Annotated in this window: 17 protein-coding genes; 10 read left to right on the plus strand and 7 right to left on the minus strand. The window is 59.8% G+C overall.

Annotation, left to right across the window (positions count from 1 at the left end; translation table 11 throughout):
* Positions 1 to 110: 110 nt before the first annotated feature.
* Both RS887_RS02460 and RS887_RS02465 read left to right on the plus strand, forming a co-directional pair.
* Positions 111 to 287 (plus strand): hypothetical protein, encoded by a 177-nt coding sequence (locus RS887_RS02460; RefSeq protein ID WP_008017698.1) that lies wholly within the window; start codon positions 111 to 113, stop codon positions 285 to 287.
* A gap of 126 nt (positions 288 to 413) precedes the next feature.
* Complete coding sequence (locus tag RS887_RS02465; RefSeq protein WP_416339933.1) at positions 414 to 2,525, plus strand: mechanosensitive ion channel family protein; 2,112 nt, start codon at positions 414 to 416, stop codon at positions 2,523 to 2,525.
* A gap of 32 nt (positions 2,526 to 2,557) precedes the next feature.
* Here the strand turns inward: RS887_RS02465 and phnR are convergent, their stop codons facing one another.
* Positions 2,558 to 3,271 carry a phosphonate utilization transcriptional regulator PhnR gene (gene phnR / locus RS887_RS02470; protein ID WP_322614262.1) on the minus strand — a complete coding sequence of 238 codons (714 nt, stop codon included), beginning with the start codon at positions 3,269 to 3,271 and terminating at the stop codon, positions 2,558 to 2,560.
* A gap of 362 nt (positions 3,272 to 3,633) precedes the next feature.
* On the opposite strand from phnR, the gene RS887_RS02475 reads away from it, so the two are divergent.
* The 6 genes from RS887_RS02475 (at position 3,634) to RS887_RS02505 (ending at position 8,969) form a co-directional block, all read left to right on the plus strand.
* On the plus strand, positions 3,634 to 4,698 hold the full coding sequence (locus tag RS887_RS02475) for an ABC transporter substrate-binding protein (RefSeq protein ID WP_085716896.1): 1,065 nt from the start codon (positions 3,634 to 3,636) through the stop codon (positions 4,696 to 4,698).
* Positions 4,699 to 4,859: 161 nt separating this feature from the next.
* Positions 4,860 to 5,666, plus strand: a complete 807-nt coding sequence (locus RS887_RS02485; protein ID WP_322614263.1) for an alkaline phosphatase family protein — start codon at positions 4,860 to 4,862, stop codon at positions 5,664 to 5,666.
* Between the two features lie 5 nt (positions 5,667 to 5,671).
* Entirely contained in the window at positions 5,672 to 6,508 is an 837-nt protein-coding gene (locus tag RS887_RS02490) for an ABC transporter permease subunit (protein ID WP_322614264.1), read from the plus strand.
* Positions 6,495 to 7,295, plus strand: coding sequence for an ABC transporter permease (locus RS887_RS02495; RefSeq protein WP_008017706.1), 801 nt, complete (start codon positions 6,495 to 6,497; stop codon positions 7,293 to 7,295). Before RS887_RS02490 ends, RS887_RS02495 begins: the two co-directional genes overlap by 14 nt.
* Complete coding sequence (locus RS887_RS02500; RefSeq protein WP_322614265.1) at positions 7,292 to 8,281, plus strand: ABC transporter ATP-binding protein; 990 nt, start codon at positions 7,292 to 7,294, stop codon at positions 8,279 to 8,281. Before RS887_RS02495 ends, RS887_RS02500 begins: the two co-directional genes overlap by 4 nt.
* A 34-nt stretch (positions 8,282 to 8,315) precedes the next feature.
* Positions 8,316 to 8,969 carry an HAD family hydrolase gene (locus RS887_RS02505; RefSeq protein ID WP_322614266.1) on the plus strand — a complete coding sequence of 218 codons (654 nt, stop codon included), beginning with the start codon at positions 8,316 to 8,318 and terminating at the stop codon, positions 8,967 to 8,969.
* A gap of 106 nt (positions 8,970 to 9,075) precedes the next feature.
* Here RS887_RS02505 and RS887_RS02510 read toward each other — a convergent pair whose 3' ends face one another.
* Complete coding sequence (locus RS887_RS02510; protein WP_322614267.1) at positions 9,076 to 10,035, minus strand: zinc-binding dehydrogenase; 960 nt, start codon at positions 10,033 to 10,035, stop codon at positions 9,076 to 9,078.
* A gap of 138 nt (positions 10,036 to 10,173) precedes the next feature.
* Between RS887_RS02510 and RS887_RS02515 the strand changes: the two genes are divergently transcribed.
* Both RS887_RS02515 and RS887_RS02520 read left to right on the plus strand, forming a co-directional pair.
* Complete coding sequence (locus RS887_RS02515; protein WP_322614268.1) at positions 10,174 to 12,255, plus strand: carboxy terminal-processing peptidase; 2,082 nt, start codon at positions 10,174 to 10,176, stop codon at positions 12,253 to 12,255.
* A 143-nt stretch (positions 12,256 to 12,398) separates the two neighbouring features.
* Positions 12,399 to 14,189: a bifunctional diguanylate cyclase/phosphodiesterase gene (locus RS887_RS02520; protein WP_322614269.1), complete on the plus strand. Its 1,791-nt coding sequence runs from the start codon at positions 12,399 to 12,401 to the stop codon at positions 14,187 to 14,189.
* A gap of 119 nt (positions 14,190 to 14,308) precedes the next feature.
* On the opposite strand, the gene RS887_RS02525 is transcribed toward RS887_RS02520, so the two are convergent.
* From RS887_RS02525 to RS887_RS02545, 5 genes are all read right to left on the minus strand, one after another.
* On the minus strand, positions 14,309 to 14,719 hold the full coding sequence (locus tag RS887_RS02525) for a sel1 repeat family protein (protein ID WP_322614270.1): 411 nt from the start codon (positions 14,717 to 14,719) through the stop codon (positions 14,309 to 14,311).
* Positions 14,720 to 15,091 (minus strand): hypothetical protein, encoded by a 372-nt coding sequence (locus RS887_RS02530; RefSeq protein ID WP_003223109.1) that lies wholly within the window; start codon positions 15,089 to 15,091, stop codon positions 14,720 to 14,722.
* Positions 15,088 to 15,429 (minus strand): helix-turn-helix domain-containing protein, encoded by a 342-nt coding sequence (locus tag RS887_RS02535; RefSeq protein WP_111282832.1) that lies wholly within the window; start codon positions 15,427 to 15,429, stop codon positions 15,088 to 15,090. The genes RS887_RS02530 and RS887_RS02535 overlap by 4 nt, the downstream gene beginning before the upstream one ends.
* A 114-nt stretch (positions 15,430 to 15,543) precedes the next feature.
* The gene (locus RS887_RS02540) at positions 15,544 to 15,999 is read right to left on the minus strand and encodes a YkvA family protein (RefSeq protein WP_322614271.1); all 456 of its coding nucleotides are present in this window, start codon (positions 15,997 to 15,999) and stop codon (positions 15,544 to 15,546) included.
* 291 nt (positions 16,000 to 16,290) lie between these two features.
* Positions 16,291 to 17,007 carry an FKBP-type peptidyl-prolyl cis-trans isomerase gene (locus RS887_RS02545; protein WP_008017718.1) on the minus strand — a complete coding sequence of 239 codons (717 nt, stop codon included), beginning with the start codon at positions 17,005 to 17,007 and terminating at the stop codon, positions 16,291 to 16,293.
* Positions 17,008 to 17,163: the final 156 nt, after the last annotated feature.

Consider the following 17,163-nt stretch of genomic DNA (forward strand, 5'->3'; position numbering starts at 1 on the left):
TGACACCCCGCGGTGCTCTCTAGTCCATCGCGAGCTCGCTCCTACAGACAGACAACACCGCGCAAAAAAGCCACCTAGACTCCCAGTATCCCTTCGACAAGGCTGTCACCATGATTTCGATGTCTACCTTTCACGCCATGCTGATCCCGATTCTTGCCGGGATGCTCATGCTCGCCGTCGGCTTCAACTTTCGCGACAAGAATGCCGGTGTGTTTGTCATGTGGATCGGCATGCTGACCATCCTCGCGACTGTGATCATCAAGATCCTCGCCAAACTCAACGAATAATTCATCGCCCTTGGCTCGCATTGATTTTGACGGGCTCGTACACTCGGTCGATCCGCTCCTTGCGAGGTTGACCGCCTAGTGTTCGCTCGTCTTTTTGCCCTCCCGTGTATTTTCCTTGTCTGCCTGATGACGCTGCTGTCAGTGGCGCCCGTCCAGGCGGCCGGCCTGCCAGGCCTGCTCAACAGCCAGGCCAAGACCCAGCCCGAAGCACAGGAGCCGTTGGGGCAATCCCTGGACGAAGTGATCAAGTCGCTGGAAAACGATCAGCAACGTACCAAGCTGCTGGCCGACCTGAAAAAGCTCCGTGACGCCAGCAAAAAGGCCCAGCCGATTACCGAAGAAGGCGTGTTGGGCCTGATCGGCGGAACCCTGACCAATATCGAGAAGAAGTTTACCGGCGACGACAGTCCGCTCACGCGCTGGTCCAGTGAGTTCGATCAGGCCAGGGAAGAACTGGTGGCGCTGGCGTTGCCGGCCAACGAATGGCTGCCCATGCTGTTCGCCTTCGCCATGATCCTGGTGGTCTGGAGCCTGCTGGCCGCCGCCCTGATCTGGATCAGCCACCGCGTGCGGATGCGTTTCGGCCTGACCGAAGAACTGCCGCAACACCCCCGGGCCCTCGACATGCTGCGCTTCGCCTTGCGTAAACTCGGGCCATGGCTGATCGCCCTGGTGATCACGGTCTACATGAGCTACGCCCTGCCCTCGTCCCTGGGCAAAAGCCTGGCCATGGTACTGGCCTATGCACTGGTGGTCGGCACCTGCTTCTCGGCCATCTGCGTGATTGCCTTTTCCCTGCTCGACGGCCCACACCGCCACCGCGCCTTGTACATCCTGCGGCACCAGGCGTTTCGGCCACTGTGGCTGATCGGCAGCTTTGCCGCGTTTGGTGAAGCGCTGAGCGATCCGCAACTGGTCGACAGCCTCGGCAGCCATCTGGCCCATACCGCCGCGACTGTCGCCAATGTCCTGGCAGCGCTCTCCACGGGGCGGTTCATCCTGCGCTTCCGCCGGCCGATCGCCCACCTGATCCGCAACCAGCCGCTGTCCCGACGCCTGACCCGACGTGCCCTCAACGACACCCTGTCGATTCTCGGCACCTTCTGGTACGTGCCGGCGCTGGTGCTGGTGGCCATATCCCTGTTCGCGACGTTCATTTCCGCCGGCGACACCAGCACCGCCCTGCGCCAGTCGCTGATCTGCACCGTTTTGCTGGTGTTGTGCATGGTCATCAACGGCCTGGTACGCCGCCACGCCCTCAAGCCGCAGCGCAGCATCCGGCGCTACGCGGTGTATTCGGAACGACTGAAAAATTTCTTCTACACCATCGTCCACCTGTTGGTGTGGCTGGCCTTCATCGAACTCGGCCTGCGGGTCTGGGGCATGTCGTTGATCCGCTTTACTGAAGGCGACGGCCACGAAGTCAGCGTCAAACTGTTCAGCCTCGCCGGCACACTGCTGTTCGCCTGGCTGATCTGGATTCTCAGCGACACCGCCGTGCATCACGCGCTGACCCGCTCGCGCAAAGGCCTGGCCAATGCCCGCGCACAGACGATGATGCCGCTGATCCGCAACGTGCTGTTCGTGGCCATTTTCATCATCGCGCTGATCGTTGCCCTGGCGAACATGGGCATGAACGTCACGCCACTGCTGGCCGGTGCCGGTGTGATCGGCCTGGCCATCGGTTTTGGTGCGCAGTCGCTGGTAGCCGACCTGATTACCGGGTTGTTCATCATCATCGAAGACTCCCTGGCCATCGACGACTACGTGGATGTCGGCGGCCACCTCGGCACGGTCGAAGGCCTGACCATCCGTACCGTGCGGCTGCGGGACATCGATGGCATCGTCCACACCATCCCGTTCAGCGAAATCAAAAGCATCAAGAACTACTCCCGGGAATTCGGCTACGCGATCTTCCGGGTCGCGGTGCCGGCCAGCATGGACATCGACAACGCAATCAAACTGATGCGCGAAGTCGGCCAGAAAATGCGCACCGACCCGCTGCAACGGCGCAATATCTGGTCGCCACTGGAGTTTCAGGGGGTGGAAAGCTTCGAGTCGGGCAACGCGATCCTTCGCGCCCGTTTCAAGACCGCGCCAATCAAGCAGTGGGAAGTGTCGCGAGCGTTCAACCTGTCGCTCAAGCGGCACATGGATGAAGCCGGGCTGGATCTGGCGACACCGCGGATGAGTATTCAGGTGATTACCGCAGGTGGTGCGCCAGAACAGTCCGTGTAGGAGCGAGCTTGCTCCTACGGGAAGGTCGGACGTTAGACGACATCCACCCCGACATGAATCGCATCATGCCGCCAGAACTCCAGGTCGCAGTCGATCAAGCGTTCATGCTGGTCATAGTTGACCCGGGCAATCTGCAAGCCCGGGCTGCCCGCCGACACCTTCAACGCCGCCGCCGCGTCCACCGACAACGCCGTGGGCACAATCTCGAAACGCACCCGCCCGTAATGCAAATCGTAATGCCGCGCATACAACTCGGTGATTGATTGATTCAAATCGAAATCGAGGATCCCGGGAAAATACTGCGGGTTCAGATAGTGCTCCACATACAGCACCAGTCGCCCATCGATCCGCCGTGAGCGGCAGATCTGGATCACGCTCGACAGCGCCGGCAATTGCAACCAGGCGCAGACCGCCGCCGATGCCGGTTGCAATCGCGCCGAAATCACCTCGGTGGACGGCACCCGCCCCTGGGCGCTGACCATCGCGTGAAAGTGGCTGCGCTGCATCAGGTTGTACGCCAGGCGTGGCGGCGAGACGAACCAGCCACGGCGCTCCTCGCGGTAGATCTGCCCCTGTGACTCCAACTGCAGCAACGCCTCACGCAGAGTGATCCGCGTGGTGCCGAACAATTCACTGAGCTTGCGCTCGGCGGGCAATTTGTTGCCGGGAGCCAACAGACCGTGGTCGATCTGCTCCTGAAGCACCTGGCCGATGGCTGTTACCGCTTTTGTTGCCTCGTCACGCATCAATGTTTCCTATCTGGACTAGACCAGCACCAATTCGGGGCAGAACCGCAGCGCAAACCGGCTCATTCAATAGTCTGCAAGCGTAGGCACTGCAGATGACCGAGGTGTGACAGAGGCGCCCAACGGTCGCCACTCCGACTTTCAATAACCTGCAATTCATCGGCCATGTCCCCTGCCTGCCGGGGCTTTGACCATGGTCTACGCTTAGCAGGCCACCCGCGATACCGCCGAACAAATAGTCATCCCGGGCGACGAACGACATCAAAGTGTCATCCAGCCCCCTTAAATTGGCTCAGGTATTGCTGACCTAGACCAACACAAACCGCAATCGCAGCGTTGAACACGACCCAAGGAGCTTCGGAATGAAACAGTTTTTCCTGGCATCACTGTTAGGCTCGACCATTGCCATGTGCACCGCCGCCATGGCGGCTGATGATTTGAAAACCCTGGAAGCCGCTGCGAAAGCGGAAGGCGCCGTCAACAGCGTCGGCATGCCCGATGACTGGGCCAACTGGAAAGGCACCTGGGAAGACCTGGCCAAGACGTACGGCCTGAAACACATCGATACCGACATGAGCTCGGCCCAGGAGATCGCCAAGTTCGCTGCCGAGAAAGACAACGCCAGCGCCGACATCGGCGACGTCGGTGCTGCTTTCGGCCCGATTGCGGTCAAGCAGAACGTTACCCAGCCCTACAAACCATCCACCTGGGACCAGGTGCCGACCTGGGCTAAAGACAAGGACGGCCACTGGGCCCTGGCCTACACCGGCACCATCGCTTTCATCGTCAACAAGAAGTTGCTGCACGGTTCCGAGGCCCCAACCAAGTGGGCTGACCTCAAGGGCGGCAAATACAAGGTGTCCATCGGTGACGTGAGCACCGCAGCCCAGGCCGCCAACGGCGTACTGGCCGCGGCACTGGCCAACGGTGGCGACGAGAAGAACCTGAAGCCTGCATTGGAGCTGTTCGCCGACATCGCCAAGCAAGGGCGACTGTCGATGGCCAACCCGACCATCGCCACCATGGAAAAGGGCGAGATCGAAGTGGGCGTGGTCTGGGACTTCAACGGCTTGAGCTACAAGGCCAAGATGGCCAACCCGGATGACTACGTGGTGCTGATCCCGTCCGACGGTTCAGTGATTTCCGGCTACACCACCATCATCAACAAGTACGCCAAGAACCCGAACGCCGCCAAGCTGACCCGCGAGTACATCTTCAGCGACGCCGGCCAGATCAACCTGGCCAAGGGCAACGCCCGTCCGATCCGTGCCGAGCACCTGACCCTGCCAGCCGAAGTGCAGGCCAAGCTGCTACCGAACGAGCAGTACAAGAAGGTCACGCCGATCAAGGACGCGGATGCGTGGGAAAAGACTTCCAAGGCCCTGCCTCAGAAGTGGAACGAAGAAGTCATCGTCGAAATGAAGTAATGCTTTAGATCCCTGTGGGAGCGGGCTTGCTCGCGAATGCGGTCGATCATTCAACATTGATGTCGACTGACACGCCGCCTTCGCGAGCAAGCCCGCTCCCACAGTGGACCGAGTGAAGTCCGAAATTTCCGAATTCCTGTTTCACGGAGTTTTTGCCCCCTATGAAACACAACGTCATCCTTGTCGTGCTCGACGGCCTCAACCATGAGGTCGCCCGCCACGCCATGGGGCACCTGCAGGCTTACGTCGGCGCCGGACGCGCCGCACTCTATAAACTGGAGTGCGAGTTGCCGGCCCTGTCCCGCCCGCTGTACGAATGCATCCTGACCGGCGTTGCGCCCATCGTCAGCGGCATTGTCCACAACAACGTCTCGCGCCTGTCCAACCAGCGCAGCATCTATCACTACGCCACCGACGCCGGCCTTGTGACTGCCGCGGCGGCTTATCACTGGGTCAGCGAGCTGTACAACCGTTCGCCCTTCGTGGCGGCCCGGGATCGCCACACCGATGACCCGGAACTGCCGATCCAGCACGGGCATTTCTACTGGAACGACCACTACCCCGACTCACACCTGTTCGCCGATGCCGAAAGCCTGCGCCAGCGTCATTCACCGAACTTTCTGTTGATCCACCCGATGAACATCGACGACGCCGGGCACAAGCACGGCCTCGACACCCCGCAGTACCGCAACAGCGCCCGCTCGGCCGACATCATCCTGGCCGACTACCTGCAAGGCTGGCTCGATGCCGGTTATCAGGTGCTGGTCACCGCCGACCACGGCATGAACAACGACCGCACCCATAACGGCCTGCTGCCCGAAGAACGCGAAGTGCCGCTGTTCGTGCTCGGCGATGCCTTCAGTTTCAACGCCAAAGCCACGCCAAAACAGACCGACATCTGCGGCACCGTCTGCGAGCTGTTGGGCGTACCCCACGACAAACCCGTGTGCCGGGAGCTGCTCAAGTGACCTCCATGACGCGCGGAAAATGGCTGGCTGCCTTGTGCCTGGTGCCCTTCGCCCTGTTCTTTATCGTGTTCGAAATCGCCCCGCTGGCATGGGTGATGATCAACAGCCTGGAATCGGAAGAGTTCGGTTGGGGCCTGGCCAACTTCACCAGGATATTCAATTCGAAGTTCTATATGCAGGCGATCCAGTACAGCCTCGAGATCAGTTTCTGGTCCAGCGTATTCGGGATCATCATCGCCGTGCTCGGTGCCTACTCCTTGCGCCGGGTCGACTCGAAACTGCGCAATTTCGTCAACGCCTTCGCCAACATGACCAGCAACTTCGCCGGCGTGCCCCTGGCTTTTGCGTTCATCATCCTGCTGGGTTTCAACGGCAGCTTCACCATCATGCTCAAGCAGGCCGGCATCATTCAGGACTTCAACCTGTATTCGAAAACCGGGGTGATCATTCTCTACACCTACTTCCAGATTCCCCTTGGCGTGCTGCTGCTCTACCCGGCCTTCGACGCCTTGCGCGAAGACTGGCGCGAGTCCGCCGCGCTGCTCGGCGCGAACGGCTGGCAGTTCTGGCGCCACATCGGCCTGCCGGTGCTGACCCCGGCGCTGCTTGGCACCTTCGTGATCCTGCTGGCCAATGCCCTTGGCGCCTACGCCACGGTGTACGCCCTGACCACCGGCAACTTCAACGTGATGCCAATCCGCATCGCGGCCATGGTCTCGGGCGATATTTCCCTGGACCCGAACCTGGCCAGCGCCCTGGCCGTGGTGCTGGTGGCCTTGATGACCCTGGTGACCATCGTGCATCAGCTGCTGTTGAAGAGGAGCTACCATGTCTCGCGCTGAATTGGGCCCCATCGGTATCTACCACCGGGTAGTGGTCTACCTGCTGTTCGCCATTCTGTTGTTGCCGCTGCTCGGCACCTTTATCTATTCGATTTCCAGCAGTTGGTCGGCCACCATCCTGCCCAGCGGTTTCAGCATCAAATGGTACGTGCACCTGTGGAGCGATCCGCGTTTCCTGCAAGCGTTCGGGCAATCGCTGCTGGTTTGCGTTGGTTCATTGATTCTTTCGGTGGTTCTGATTCTGCCGTTGCTGTTCGTGGTGCATTACCACTTCCCGAAACTCGATGCGCTGATGAATATCCTGATCCTGCTGCCCTTCGCCGTGCCGCCGGTGGTGTCGTCGGTGGGGTTGTTGCAGCTCTACGGTTCCGGGCCGTTCGCCATGGTCGGCACGCCGTGGATCCTGATCGGTTGCTACTTCACCGTGGCGCTGCCGTTCATGTACCGGGCGATCACCAACAACCTGCAGGCGATCAACCTGCGCGACCTGATGGACGCCGCCCAATTGCTCGGCGCCAGCACTTTTCAGGCGGCGATCCTGGTGGTGCTGCCGAACCTGCGCAAAGGCCTGATGGTGGCGTTGCTGCTGTCATTCTCGTTCCTGTTCGGTGAGTTCGTGTTCGCCAACATCCTCGTCGGCACCCGCTACGAAACCCTGCAGGTCTACCTCAACAACATGCGCAACAGCAGCGGCCACTTCACCAGCGCGCTGGTGATTTCCTACTTCTTTTTCGTGCTGGTTCTGACCTGGGCGGCCAACATCTTGAACAAGGACAAAAGCGAATGAGCTATGTCAGCGTCCAACATCTGCAAAAGAATTACGCGGGCACCACAGTGTTCAGCGACATCAATTGCGAAATTCAAAAGGGTGAGTTCGTCACCTTGCTCGGCCCGTCCGGTTGCGGCAAATCCACGCTGCTGCGTTGCATCGCCGGCCTGACCTCGGTGGATGGCGGCAAGATCCTGCTCGATGGTGTCGATATCGTGCCATTGAGCCCGCAGAAACGCGGGATCGGCATGGTGTTCCAGAGTTATGCACTGTTCCCCAACATGACCGTCGAGCAGAACGTCGCCTTCGGTTTGCGCATGCAGAAGGTCAACACCGACGATAGCCAGAAGCGCGTCGCCGAAGTGCTGAGACTGGTGGAGCTGCATGATTTTGCCGCCCGCTATCCACATCAGTTGTCCGGCGGCCAATGTCAGCGTGTCGCCCTCGCCCGCTCGCTGGTGACCCGACCACGGCTGTTGTTGCTGGACGAACCGCTGTCGGCCCTCGATGCGCGTATCCGCAAGCACCTGCGCGAACAGATCCGTCAGATCCAGCGCGAACTGGGCCTGACCACGATTTTCGTCACACACGATCAGGAAGAAGCCCTGACCATGTCTGACCGGATTTTCCTGATGAATCAGGGAAAAATCGTACAAAGCGGCGACGCCGAAACCCTCTATACCGCACCGGTGGATGTGTTCGCCGCCGGTTTTATCGGCAACTACAACCTGCTGGACGCCGACAGCGCCTCGAAGCTGTTGCAGCGGCCAATCAACAAACGCATCGCCATTCGTCCGGAAGCCATCGAACTGAGCCTCAATGGCGAGCTGGACGCACAGGTACGTAGCCACAGCCTGCTGGGCAACGTGATTCGCTACCGGATCGAAGCCCGGGGCGTGGAGTTGGTGGTGGATGTGCTCAACCGTTCAGCCTCCGATCTGCACCCCGATGGTCAGCGCCTGGCACTTTCCATCGATCCGACGGCCCTGTGTGAGGTAGCCTGATGCCTTTGCTTATCCTGAAGAGAGAACTGCACTGATGGCCCTGGCAATTTTTGATCTGGACGAAACCCTGATCCACGGCGACTGCGCCTCACTGTGGAGCGAGCAAATGGTCCGCCTCGGCTGGGTCGACAGCGAATCCTTCCTGCGTCGTGACAGGGAGTTGATGGATGCCTACGGCCGGGGCCACCTGGCGATGGAGGACTACATGGCTTTCAGCCTGGAACCCTTGATCGGCCGCACGCCCGAAGAAGTCGAGCATCTGGTCGGTCCCTGGGTGGAAGACTTCATCGAACCGATCATCTTCAGCGACGCCACCAGGACCATCGCCGCCCACCGCAAGGCCGGCGACCGTATCCTGGTGATCTCGGCCTCGGGGGTACATCTGGTCAAGCCGATCGCCGAGCGCCTGGGCATCGACGAGATTCTCGGCATTGAGCTGGAAGTGTCGCACGGTGCTTATACCGGTAACACCGTCGGCACCCTGACCTACCGCGAAGGCAAGATCACCCGCTTGCTGGAATGGCTGGATGCAGAAGAGGAAAACCTCGAAGGCGCGAGCTTCTATTCCGACTCACGCAACGACCTGCCGTTGTTGCTGAAGGTGGATTTCCCGCATGTGGTCAACCCGGATCCGGTATTACTCGAACACGCCGAAAAAGCCGGTTGGCCAATCCACCTCTGGAAATAACCCGGATCCCCTGTAGGAGCGAGCTTGCTTGCGATGAACTTGAAGACGACGCTGGTTATCAGGTAGCACGCGTTATCGTTCACGACCATCGCGAGCAAGCTCGCTCCTACAAGCTTTCGTCTATCACCAGCACCACTTTCCCCGCCACGGTATTACTCGCCAATTCGGCAAACGCCGCCTCGGCATCCCTGATCGGGAATGTCCTGGCCAACTGCGGGCTCAAGCGCCCCTCGGCAAACAATGGCCACACATGCTGGCTCAAATCACTGAACAGATCGGCCTTGAATTGATCATCACGGCTACGCAACGTCGAACCCAGCAACTGCACTCGTTTGGCCAGCACCTGGGCCAGATCCAGTTTGGCCTCGCGCCCGCCCATCAGACCGATCAACACCCAACGGCCATCCTGCGCGAGCAGCTTGAGGTTCAACGCCGCATAATTGCCGCCCACCGGGTCGAGTATCACGTCGAATGGCCCCAGGTCCCGCAAGCTCTCCAGATCATCGTTACGCACCACGCCGCCCTGGGCGCCGAGCGCTTCGCAGTAGGCCAGTCGCTCGGCGGAGCCGACGCTGACCCAACACGGGTTACCGAAGGCCTTGCACAGCTGAATGGCCGCTGAACCAATTCCACTTGCCCCGGCGTGCAGAAGAACTTTCTGACCCGGCTTGAGCGCCGCCAGTTGAAACAAATTCAGCCAGACTGTTGCATAAACTTCGGGCAATGCCGCCGCTTCGACCAGTGACATTCCGTCGGGAACCGGCAATACATGCCGCCCGTCGACAACCACCTCTTCGGCCATCCCTCCCCCGGCCAGCAAGGCGCAAACCCGATCGCCAATCTGCCAGGAAGACCCGGCGCCGACCTCGCTGATCACGCCGGAGCACTCTAGACCAAGCACCTGGCTGGCCCCTGGCGGTGGCGGATAAAGACCGGCCTTCTGCAACAAGTCGGCGCGATTGAGGCCCGATGCCGCCACTCGAATACGAACTTGTCCTACATCGCACGCAGGACTGGGCTCATCAACCCATACCACTTGACCGTCAACGCCTTGCAATGCTTTCACAGTGCCTCCATAGTGAGTCTGGACTGAGCCCGAAGCTATAGCGCCGGGCTTTTTGCATTATGCGACCGGCTCCCAGAGAACCGGCGACTTCAAAGACGGCCTAATATGCGTTATCAATTGTCCCCGCGTCGAATCAGCATGAAGCATCTGTTCCCCAGCACTGCCCTCGCCTTATTCATCGGTATCGGCTTGCTGCCGATGTCGAGCAATACATTTGCAGCCAATAGCTGGGACAAGCTTCAACCCGATCGTGACGAAGTGATCGCCAGCCTGAACGTCGTGGAGTTGCTCAAACGCCACCACTACAGCAAGCCACCACTCGATGACGCACGCTCGGTGATCATCTACGACAGCTACCTCAAGCTGCTGGATCCGTCGCGCAGCTACTTCATGGCCAGCGACATTGCCGAATTCGACAAGTGGAAGACACAGTTCGACGACTTCCTCAAGAGCGGCGACCTGAACGCCGGGTTCACCATCTACAAGCGCTATCTGGACCGCGTAAAGGCGCGTCTGGACTTCGCCCTTGCCGAGCTGGGCAAAGGCGTCGACAAGATTGACTTCACCACCAGGGAAACCTTGCTGATCGACAGAAAGGACGCCCCTTGGCTCAAATCCACCGCAGAACTCGACGACCTGTGGCGCAAACGCGTCAAGGATGAAGTACTGCGGATGAAGATCGCCGGCAAAGAGCCCAAGCAGATCCAGGAAACCCTGACCAAGCGCTACAAGAACCAGTTGGCACGCCTGGACCAGACCCGCTCGGAAGATATCTTCCAGGCGTACATCAACACCTTCGCCATGTCCTACGACCCGCACACCAACTATCTGTCGCCGGATAACGCGGAAAACTTCGACATCAACATGAGCCTGTCCCTGGAGGGCATCGGCGCGGTGTTGCAGAGCGATAACGACCAGGTGAAAGTCGTGCGCCTGGTGCCGGCAGGTCCGGCAGACAAGACCAAGCAGGTTGCACCGGCCGACAAGATCATCGGCGTGGCCCAGGGCAACAAGGAAATGGTCGACGTGGTCGGCTGGCGCCTGGACGAAGTGGTCAAGCTGATTCGCGGTCCGAAGGGCACCGTGGTGCGCCTGGAAGTCATCCCGGCCAGCAATGCGCCGAACGACCAGACCAGCAAGATCGTGCCGATCACCCGCGAAGCGGTGAAGCTCGAAGACCAGGCCGTGAAGAAATCGGTACTGAACCTGAAGCAGGACGGCAAGGACTACAAGCTCGGCGTCATCGAAATCCCGGCGTTCTATCTGGACTTCAAGGCCTTCCGTGCTGGCGACCCGGATTACAAGAGCACCACCCGCGACGTCAAGAAACTGCTGACCGAGTTGCAGAAAGAGAAAGTCGACGGCGTGGTCATCGACCTGCGTAACAACGGTGGCGGTTCCTTGCAAGAGGCCACCGAGCTGACCAGCCTGTTCATCGACAAAGGCCCGACTGTGCTCGTGCGCAACGCCGATGGCCGGGTCGATGTCCTGGAAGATGAAAACCCGGGCGCGTTCTACAAAGGCCCGATGGCGTTGCTGGTCAACCGCCTGTCCGCCTCGGCTTCGGAGATCTTTGCCGGTGCCATGCAGGACTACCACCGCGCACTGATCATCGGCGGCCAGACTTTCGGCAAAGGCACCGTGCAGACCATTCAGCCGCTCAACCATGGCGAACTGAAACTGACCCTGGCCAAGTTCTACCGGGTTTCCGGGCAGAGCACCCAGCATCAGGGCGTCTTGCCGGACATCGATTACCCGTCGATCATCGACACCAAGGAAATCGGTGAAAGCGCCCTGCCGGAAGCCATGCCGTGGGACACCATCAAGGCAGCGATCAAGCCTGCAGTGGATCCGTTCAAGCCGTACATTTCGCAGCTCAAGTCCGAGCATGACGGGCGTACGGCCAAAGATGCGGAGTTCGTGTTCATCCGCGACAAGCTGGCCCTGGCGCAGAAACTGATGGCCGAAAAAACCGTCAGCCTCAATGAAGCCGAGCGTCGCGCCCAGCACGCCGACATCGAAGCCAAACAGCTGACCATGGAAAACATCCGTCGCAAGGCCAAGGGCGAAGAACCGCTCAAAGAGCTGAAGAAAGAAGACGAGGACGCCATTGCGGCCGAGGATGCCAAGACCAAACCGGAAGACGATGCCTACCTGAGCGAAACCGGGCGGATTCTGCTGGACTACCTGAAACTCAACACGGCAGTGGCCAAGCACTGAGTTTTTACAAACAATGATGGCAATTTAATGCTGACGCTCCCCGGAGCATCATCAAACAGTCATCATTCTGTCGTGAAATAAAGGACCGGGCGTGCTCTCTTACCAAGAGCCCGCCCGGTCCTTTTTTATCGCCAGAGATCGCCATGACCACGACCGAACAGCTGAGTGCGTTGAGTTCAATCCTGACTCAAGGCGGTTTGCACAGTCTGTTCCAGCCGATCATCAGCCTCTCTGAGCGGCGCATTCTCGGTTACGAAGCCCTCAGTCGCGGCCCCTCCAACAGCCCTCTGCACTCCCCTGTCGCCCTGTTCGCCGTCGCCCGCCAGGCCGGCCGCCTGAGCGAGCTGGAAATTGCCTGCCGCGAAAGCGCTTGCCGACGCTTCAATGAGCAACAACTGCCTGGTCTGTTGTTCCTTAACGTCTCTCCGGAATCCCTGCTCGAAGCGGCGCATCAACCGGGGCGTACCCTGCAATTGCTGCAGGACTTCGGCATTCCGCCGAGTCAGGTGGTCATCGAGCTCACGGAACAGACGCCGACGGATGATTTCCAGCTACTGCAAACCGCCCTGCATCACTATCGGGCGATGGGGTTTTCGATTGCGCTGGATGATCTGGGGGCGGGCTATTCGAGTTTGCGCCTGTGGTCCGAATTGCGTCCGGACTACGTGAAGATCGACCGGCACTTCATCGACGGCATTCATCAGGATGCGCTCAAACGCGAATTCGTCGGCTCGATCCTGCAAATCGCCAAGGCCTCGCGGGCGCAAGTCATCGCCGAAGGTATCGAGCTAGCCGAAGAGCTCACGGTGCTGACCGAAATGGGCGTGGACCTGGTGCAGGGCTACCTGCTCTGCCGCCCCCAGGAGCACCCGCCGCGCGATGCCCGGGCATTGATGCCCCGACAGGACAGCACCGCCGTCGTCCTGAGCGAAGACGGCAGCGACCTCAGCGCCCTGCTCAACGAGCAACCCGCAGTGAACCGGGATACCCCGACCGCCACAGTGCTCGAAGCCTTTCGCCGCCAGGCCAACCTGAACTCGCTGGCGGTCCTGGATGAACAGGGTCAGCCCTGCGGCATTGTCCATCGTCATTCGCTCTCTGATGTCCTGCTCAAGCCCTTTGCCACCGACCTGTACGCGCGCAAGCCCATCAGCCGCCTGATGAGCGATGACTTCCTCGCCGTCGAGCTGAGCCAGTCGCTGCAGCAAGTCAGCCGCCTGATCACCAGCCGTGCCCGCCAGCGCATCGAAGAAGATTTCATCATCACCCTCAATGGTGGCTATCTCGGGCTGGGCCGCGTAATTGACGTGCTCAAACTGATTACCGAACTGAAAATACAGCAGGCCCGCTACGCCAACCCGCTGACCTTGCTACCGGGCAACGTACCGATCCAGCAATGCCTGACGCGGCTGCTGCAACAGCAACGGGAATCGGTGATCTGCTACGTGGACATTGATAGCTTCAAACCCTTCAACGACCTCTACGGCTATGGCCGCGGTGACGACGTCCTGCTGTGCCTGGCGCAATGCCTGATCGACCGCGTCGACCCCTCCCGCGATTTTGTCGGCCACATCGGCGGTGACGATTTCCTGCTGGTGCTCGGCCCGGAAGACTGGCGCAAACGTTTGAACCAGTTGCTCGACGACTTCCAGAGCCAGTGCCGGCGCTTCTACCGCAGCGAGCACCTGGAAGCCGGCTGCTTCATCGCACCGAATCGCCAGGGCGTGCGGCAGGAGTTTGCGCTGTTGTCGCTGTCGATCGGGGTGGTGCATCTGCATCCACAGGCCTGTGAACAACTCGATGCGAGCCAGTTGGCGGAGATGGCTTCCCAGGCAAAGCACCACGCGAAGAATGTGCCGGGGTATAGCGTGCACGTGATTGATAGTCTGGCGCAGCGGATGTCGTATGGGGAGTTGTTCGTGGGGCAGCGGTGATTGAACTGACGCTTTCGCGAGCAGGCTCGCTCCCACAGGATTTGGTGTCGTTCGCAATATCCACATTCGACACGACATCTGTGGGAGCGAGCCTGCTCGCGAAGGCGTTGGACCAGCCACTAATTATCTAAAGGACCGCGAGACACCAACTCTTTGAGCTTGATCTCAGCCAACGGATGCCCAGCCTTGGCAGCCATCTCCCAGAACCGCGCAGCTTCAGCCGGATCCGGAGCCTTGCTCGCCGTCCCGGCCAGGCTGATCACGCCCACTTGATACGCCGCCTTGCCATCGCCCGCCAACGCCGCCAGGCGCAACAAACGCACGCCCTCCTCACGAGCACCGAGGCCGACGCCGCGAAACGTCAGGATGTGCCCATAGAAGCTCTGGGCGCCGACATTGCCCAGGTTGGCCATGCGGGCGAACTGGCCTTCGAGCCAGCGCCAGCCTCGTGGCTGACGGACAAACCATGACCAGTGAAACAATCGGCGCGCGAGCCAGTAACCGGCCCGCGCCTTGAGTTGTAAAAACACTCAGGCCTCGGCCGATTCCGGGTATTCGTACTCGAACACCCGCACCACTTCCGAAGCGTGCCAGGACGCGGCGGCAACACCGTCCGACGGCCCGGAAAAACGCCCGAGGCGCTCGACACACTCAAAGAACCCGGTGCGCGGCAAACGGCTGGCACCCTGGCTGATCACCAGTGAACTGCGCAATGGTTGCTCCGCCTTGGCGTCCAGGGCCGCCAGATGCTCAAGGGCCGCCGTCAGGGTCTGCATGGCCGGGGTCGGCAGCTGCAAACGCTCCAGCAATGCCCGATACGTCAACAGATGGCGCTGGCGACGCGCCTGATCCAGTTCGCCCAGCAATCCGTCCCAGTGTTGACGACTGATGCGTACGCTCACGATTCTTCCCTCCACCCTGGCACCGTCAATTCCCAGGCCAGGCTGCGGCGAATCGCGGCGTCGGGCAGACGCTCGCCACTTTCGATCATGGCAAGGTAAGACGGGCTGATGCCTACCGTGCGGGCCAGCGCCTCGATGGCGATGCCCTTTCCTTCGCGCAAACTGCGTAGTTGATCCAGACCTGGAAGAATCGGGTCTGGTGTTGCCGTCTGAAGCTTCGTGGCTTCAGGCGACGCTTGCTCCTTGATGCCTGCTGCTTTCAGTAACGCCTGATACTGAGCCCATGGCAGAACCGCATATTCGGGCTCGCCTTCGCGTGTAATTATCTGAATATCCATGACTACCCCGTAGGACAAAAACACTTAGCGAGTCAGCACTTTTCCTTAGAAGTGTAATCCTAACAGCGGCCAAGGTCGCGGGGGGCATCAATCTGTGAACAGGTCGAAATCGGCTCAGTGCTTTTTCGGGCCCTGAAGTTGAAGTTGTTCGGGGGTAGCAGGCAGACGCTCGACCACCGCGAGCTTCTCCGGTGCTTGCCGTTGGCGCCAGGCGCGGAAGGCATTGAGTTCGTCGTCGAGCACTTTCATCAGCCACGCCAATACCGCAATGTCATCGAGCATGCCGAATACCGGAATGAAATCCGGGATCGCATCCACCGGGCTGAGGAAGTACATCAGGCCCGCAACGACCGAAATCAGCGCCTTGGGGCTTATGGCGCGATATTCACCACGCCAGTAGGCCAGGCAGAGTGCTTGCAACAGCTTCAAGTCGTCCTTGATTTTGCCCAGTCGATTGCCCTGGCTCGCGCCTTTGCTGGCGACCGCGAACAACAGGGTCGGCAATCGACCGCGTGCCAGCAGGCGCCCGGCCAGAGGCAGGAAACGAGCGAAATTCCAGGGTGCTTTCATGATTTCTCCCGTTGAAATGTTATCCACACAAATTGTGGATAACCTTGTGAACAGAGCTGCTTTTCTCCGCTGAAAGCCCCGTTTTACAAGGCTTGCGTTCAGATCGGGCGTTTTTTACTCATCAAAAAAACCCATAATTTCATTGACTTGGCGACGTTGTGCGTCTACCGCCAACGCCACTATGCCTGAGACTCCGGTCTGGAGCGTCTGTTCGTTTTGTTTACCCCTGCCGAGCGCCAGATGCAACAACGCCCCGCATGAGCGAGGCGTTGTTATCGAAGCAGACGCTGGTTACTTGGCAGCGGCGTCTTCTTTTGCCGGATCCTTGATGGCCAGCAGTTCCAGGTCGAATACCAGCACCGAATTGGCTGGAATCGCCGGGCTTGGGCTTTGAGCGCCGTAAGCCAGGTCAGCCGGGATGTACAGTTTGTACTTCTCGCCAACGTGCATCAGTTGCAGGCCTTCGACCCAACCCGGGATCACACCGCTGACCGGCAGATCGATCGGGCTGCCGCGCTCGACGGAGCTGTCGAATACGGTGCCGTTGGTCAGTTTGCCGGTGTAGTGAACGGTCACTACGTCAGTCGGCTTTGGCTGAGGGCCATCGGCTTTCTGCACGACTTCGTACTGCAGGCCCGAAGCCGTGGTGGTCACACCGGCTTTCTTGCCGTTCTCCTCGAGGAATTTCTTGCCGGCAGCGGCCGACTCTTCGCTCATCTTGGCCATGCGCTCTTCGGCACGCTTTTGCAGTGCGGCGAACGCCTCAACCAGTTCTTCGTCCTTGAGCTTCTGCTCTTTCTTGCCGACGGCGTCTTCGATGCCCTGGGCTACGGCTTTGGAATCGAGATCATCCATGCCTTCCTGGGCCAGGCTCTTGCCCATGTTCAGGCCAATGCCGTAGGAAGCTTTTTGCGCCGGAGTTTTCAGCTCTACGCTGGTCTGCGAATCACAACCCGCGAGTACCAGGCTAACCAGGGCCACCGCCGCCGCCAACCGATGCTGTTTCATGCTATTTCCTTGTTCATGCGCCTAAAGGGCAATCGAGTAAAGCCGCGAGCTTATCAGGCCGCCACGACCAATGGCTACCGGCATGAGAGCCGGAAACATTTGATAAGTTCACGTGTTTAAACGCATTTCACAATTCGGCTGATGAAGCTTCTTTCA

This window comes from Pseudomonas sp. BIC9C (assembly GCF_034541995.1).
GTDB classification, from domain to species: Bacteria; Pseudomonadota; Gammaproteobacteria; order Pseudomonadales; family Pseudomonadaceae; genus Aquipseudomonas; species Aquipseudomonas fluorescens_CC.

Coding starts and splice junctions, on each gene's coding strand:
- RS887_RS02495 (WP_008017706.1), top strand. CDS start 6,495: ATGTCTCGCGCTGAATTGGGCCCCATCGGTATCTACCACCGGGTAGTG.
- RS887_RS02520 (WP_322614269.1), top strand. CDS start 12,399: ATGACCACGACCGAACAGCTGAGTGCGTTGAGTTCAATCCTGACTCAA.
- RS887_RS02545 (WP_008017718.1), bottom strand. CDS start 17,007: ATGAAACAGCATCGGTTGGCGGCGGCGGTGGCCCTGGTTAGCCTGGTA.
- RS887_RS02500 (WP_322614265.1), top strand. CDS start 7,292: ATGAGCTATGTCAGCGTCCAACATCTGCAAAAGAATTACGCGGGCACC.
- RS887_RS02515 (WP_322614268.1), top strand. CDS start 10,174: ATGAAGCATCTGTTCCCCAGCACTGCCCTCGCCTTATTCATCGGTATC.
- RS887_RS02485 (WP_322614263.1), top strand. CDS start 4,860: ATGAAACACAACGTCATCCTTGTCGTGCTCGACGGCCTCAACCATGAG.
- RS887_RS02505 (WP_322614266.1), top strand. CDS start 8,316: ATGGCCCTGGCAATTTTTGATCTGGACGAAACCCTGATCCACGGCGAC.
- RS887_RS02465 (WP_416339933.1), top strand. CDS start 414: ATGACGCTGCTGTCAGTGGCGCCCGTCCAGGCGGCCGGCCTGCCAGGC.
- phnR (WP_322614262.1), bottom strand. CDS start 3,271: ATGCGTGACGAGGCAACAAAAGCGGTAACAGCCATCGGCCAGGTGCTT.
- RS887_RS02540 (WP_322614271.1), bottom strand. CDS start 15,999: ATGAAAGCACCCTGGAATTTCGCTCGTTTCCTGCCTCTGGCCGGGCGC.
- RS887_RS02460 (WP_008017698.1), top strand. CDS start 111: ATGATTTCGATGTCTACCTTTCACGCCATGCTGATCCCGATTCTTGCC.
- RS887_RS02490 (WP_322614264.1), top strand. CDS start 5,672: ATGACGCGCGGAAAATGGCTGGCTGCCTTGTGCCTGGTGCCCTTCGCC.
- RS887_RS02475 (WP_085716896.1), top strand. CDS start 3,634: ATGAAACAGTTTTTCCTGGCATCACTGTTAGGCTCGACCATTGCCATG.
- RS887_RS02535 (WP_111282832.1), bottom strand. CDS start 15,429: ATGGATATTCAGATAATTACACGCGAAGGCGAGCCCGAATATGCGGTT.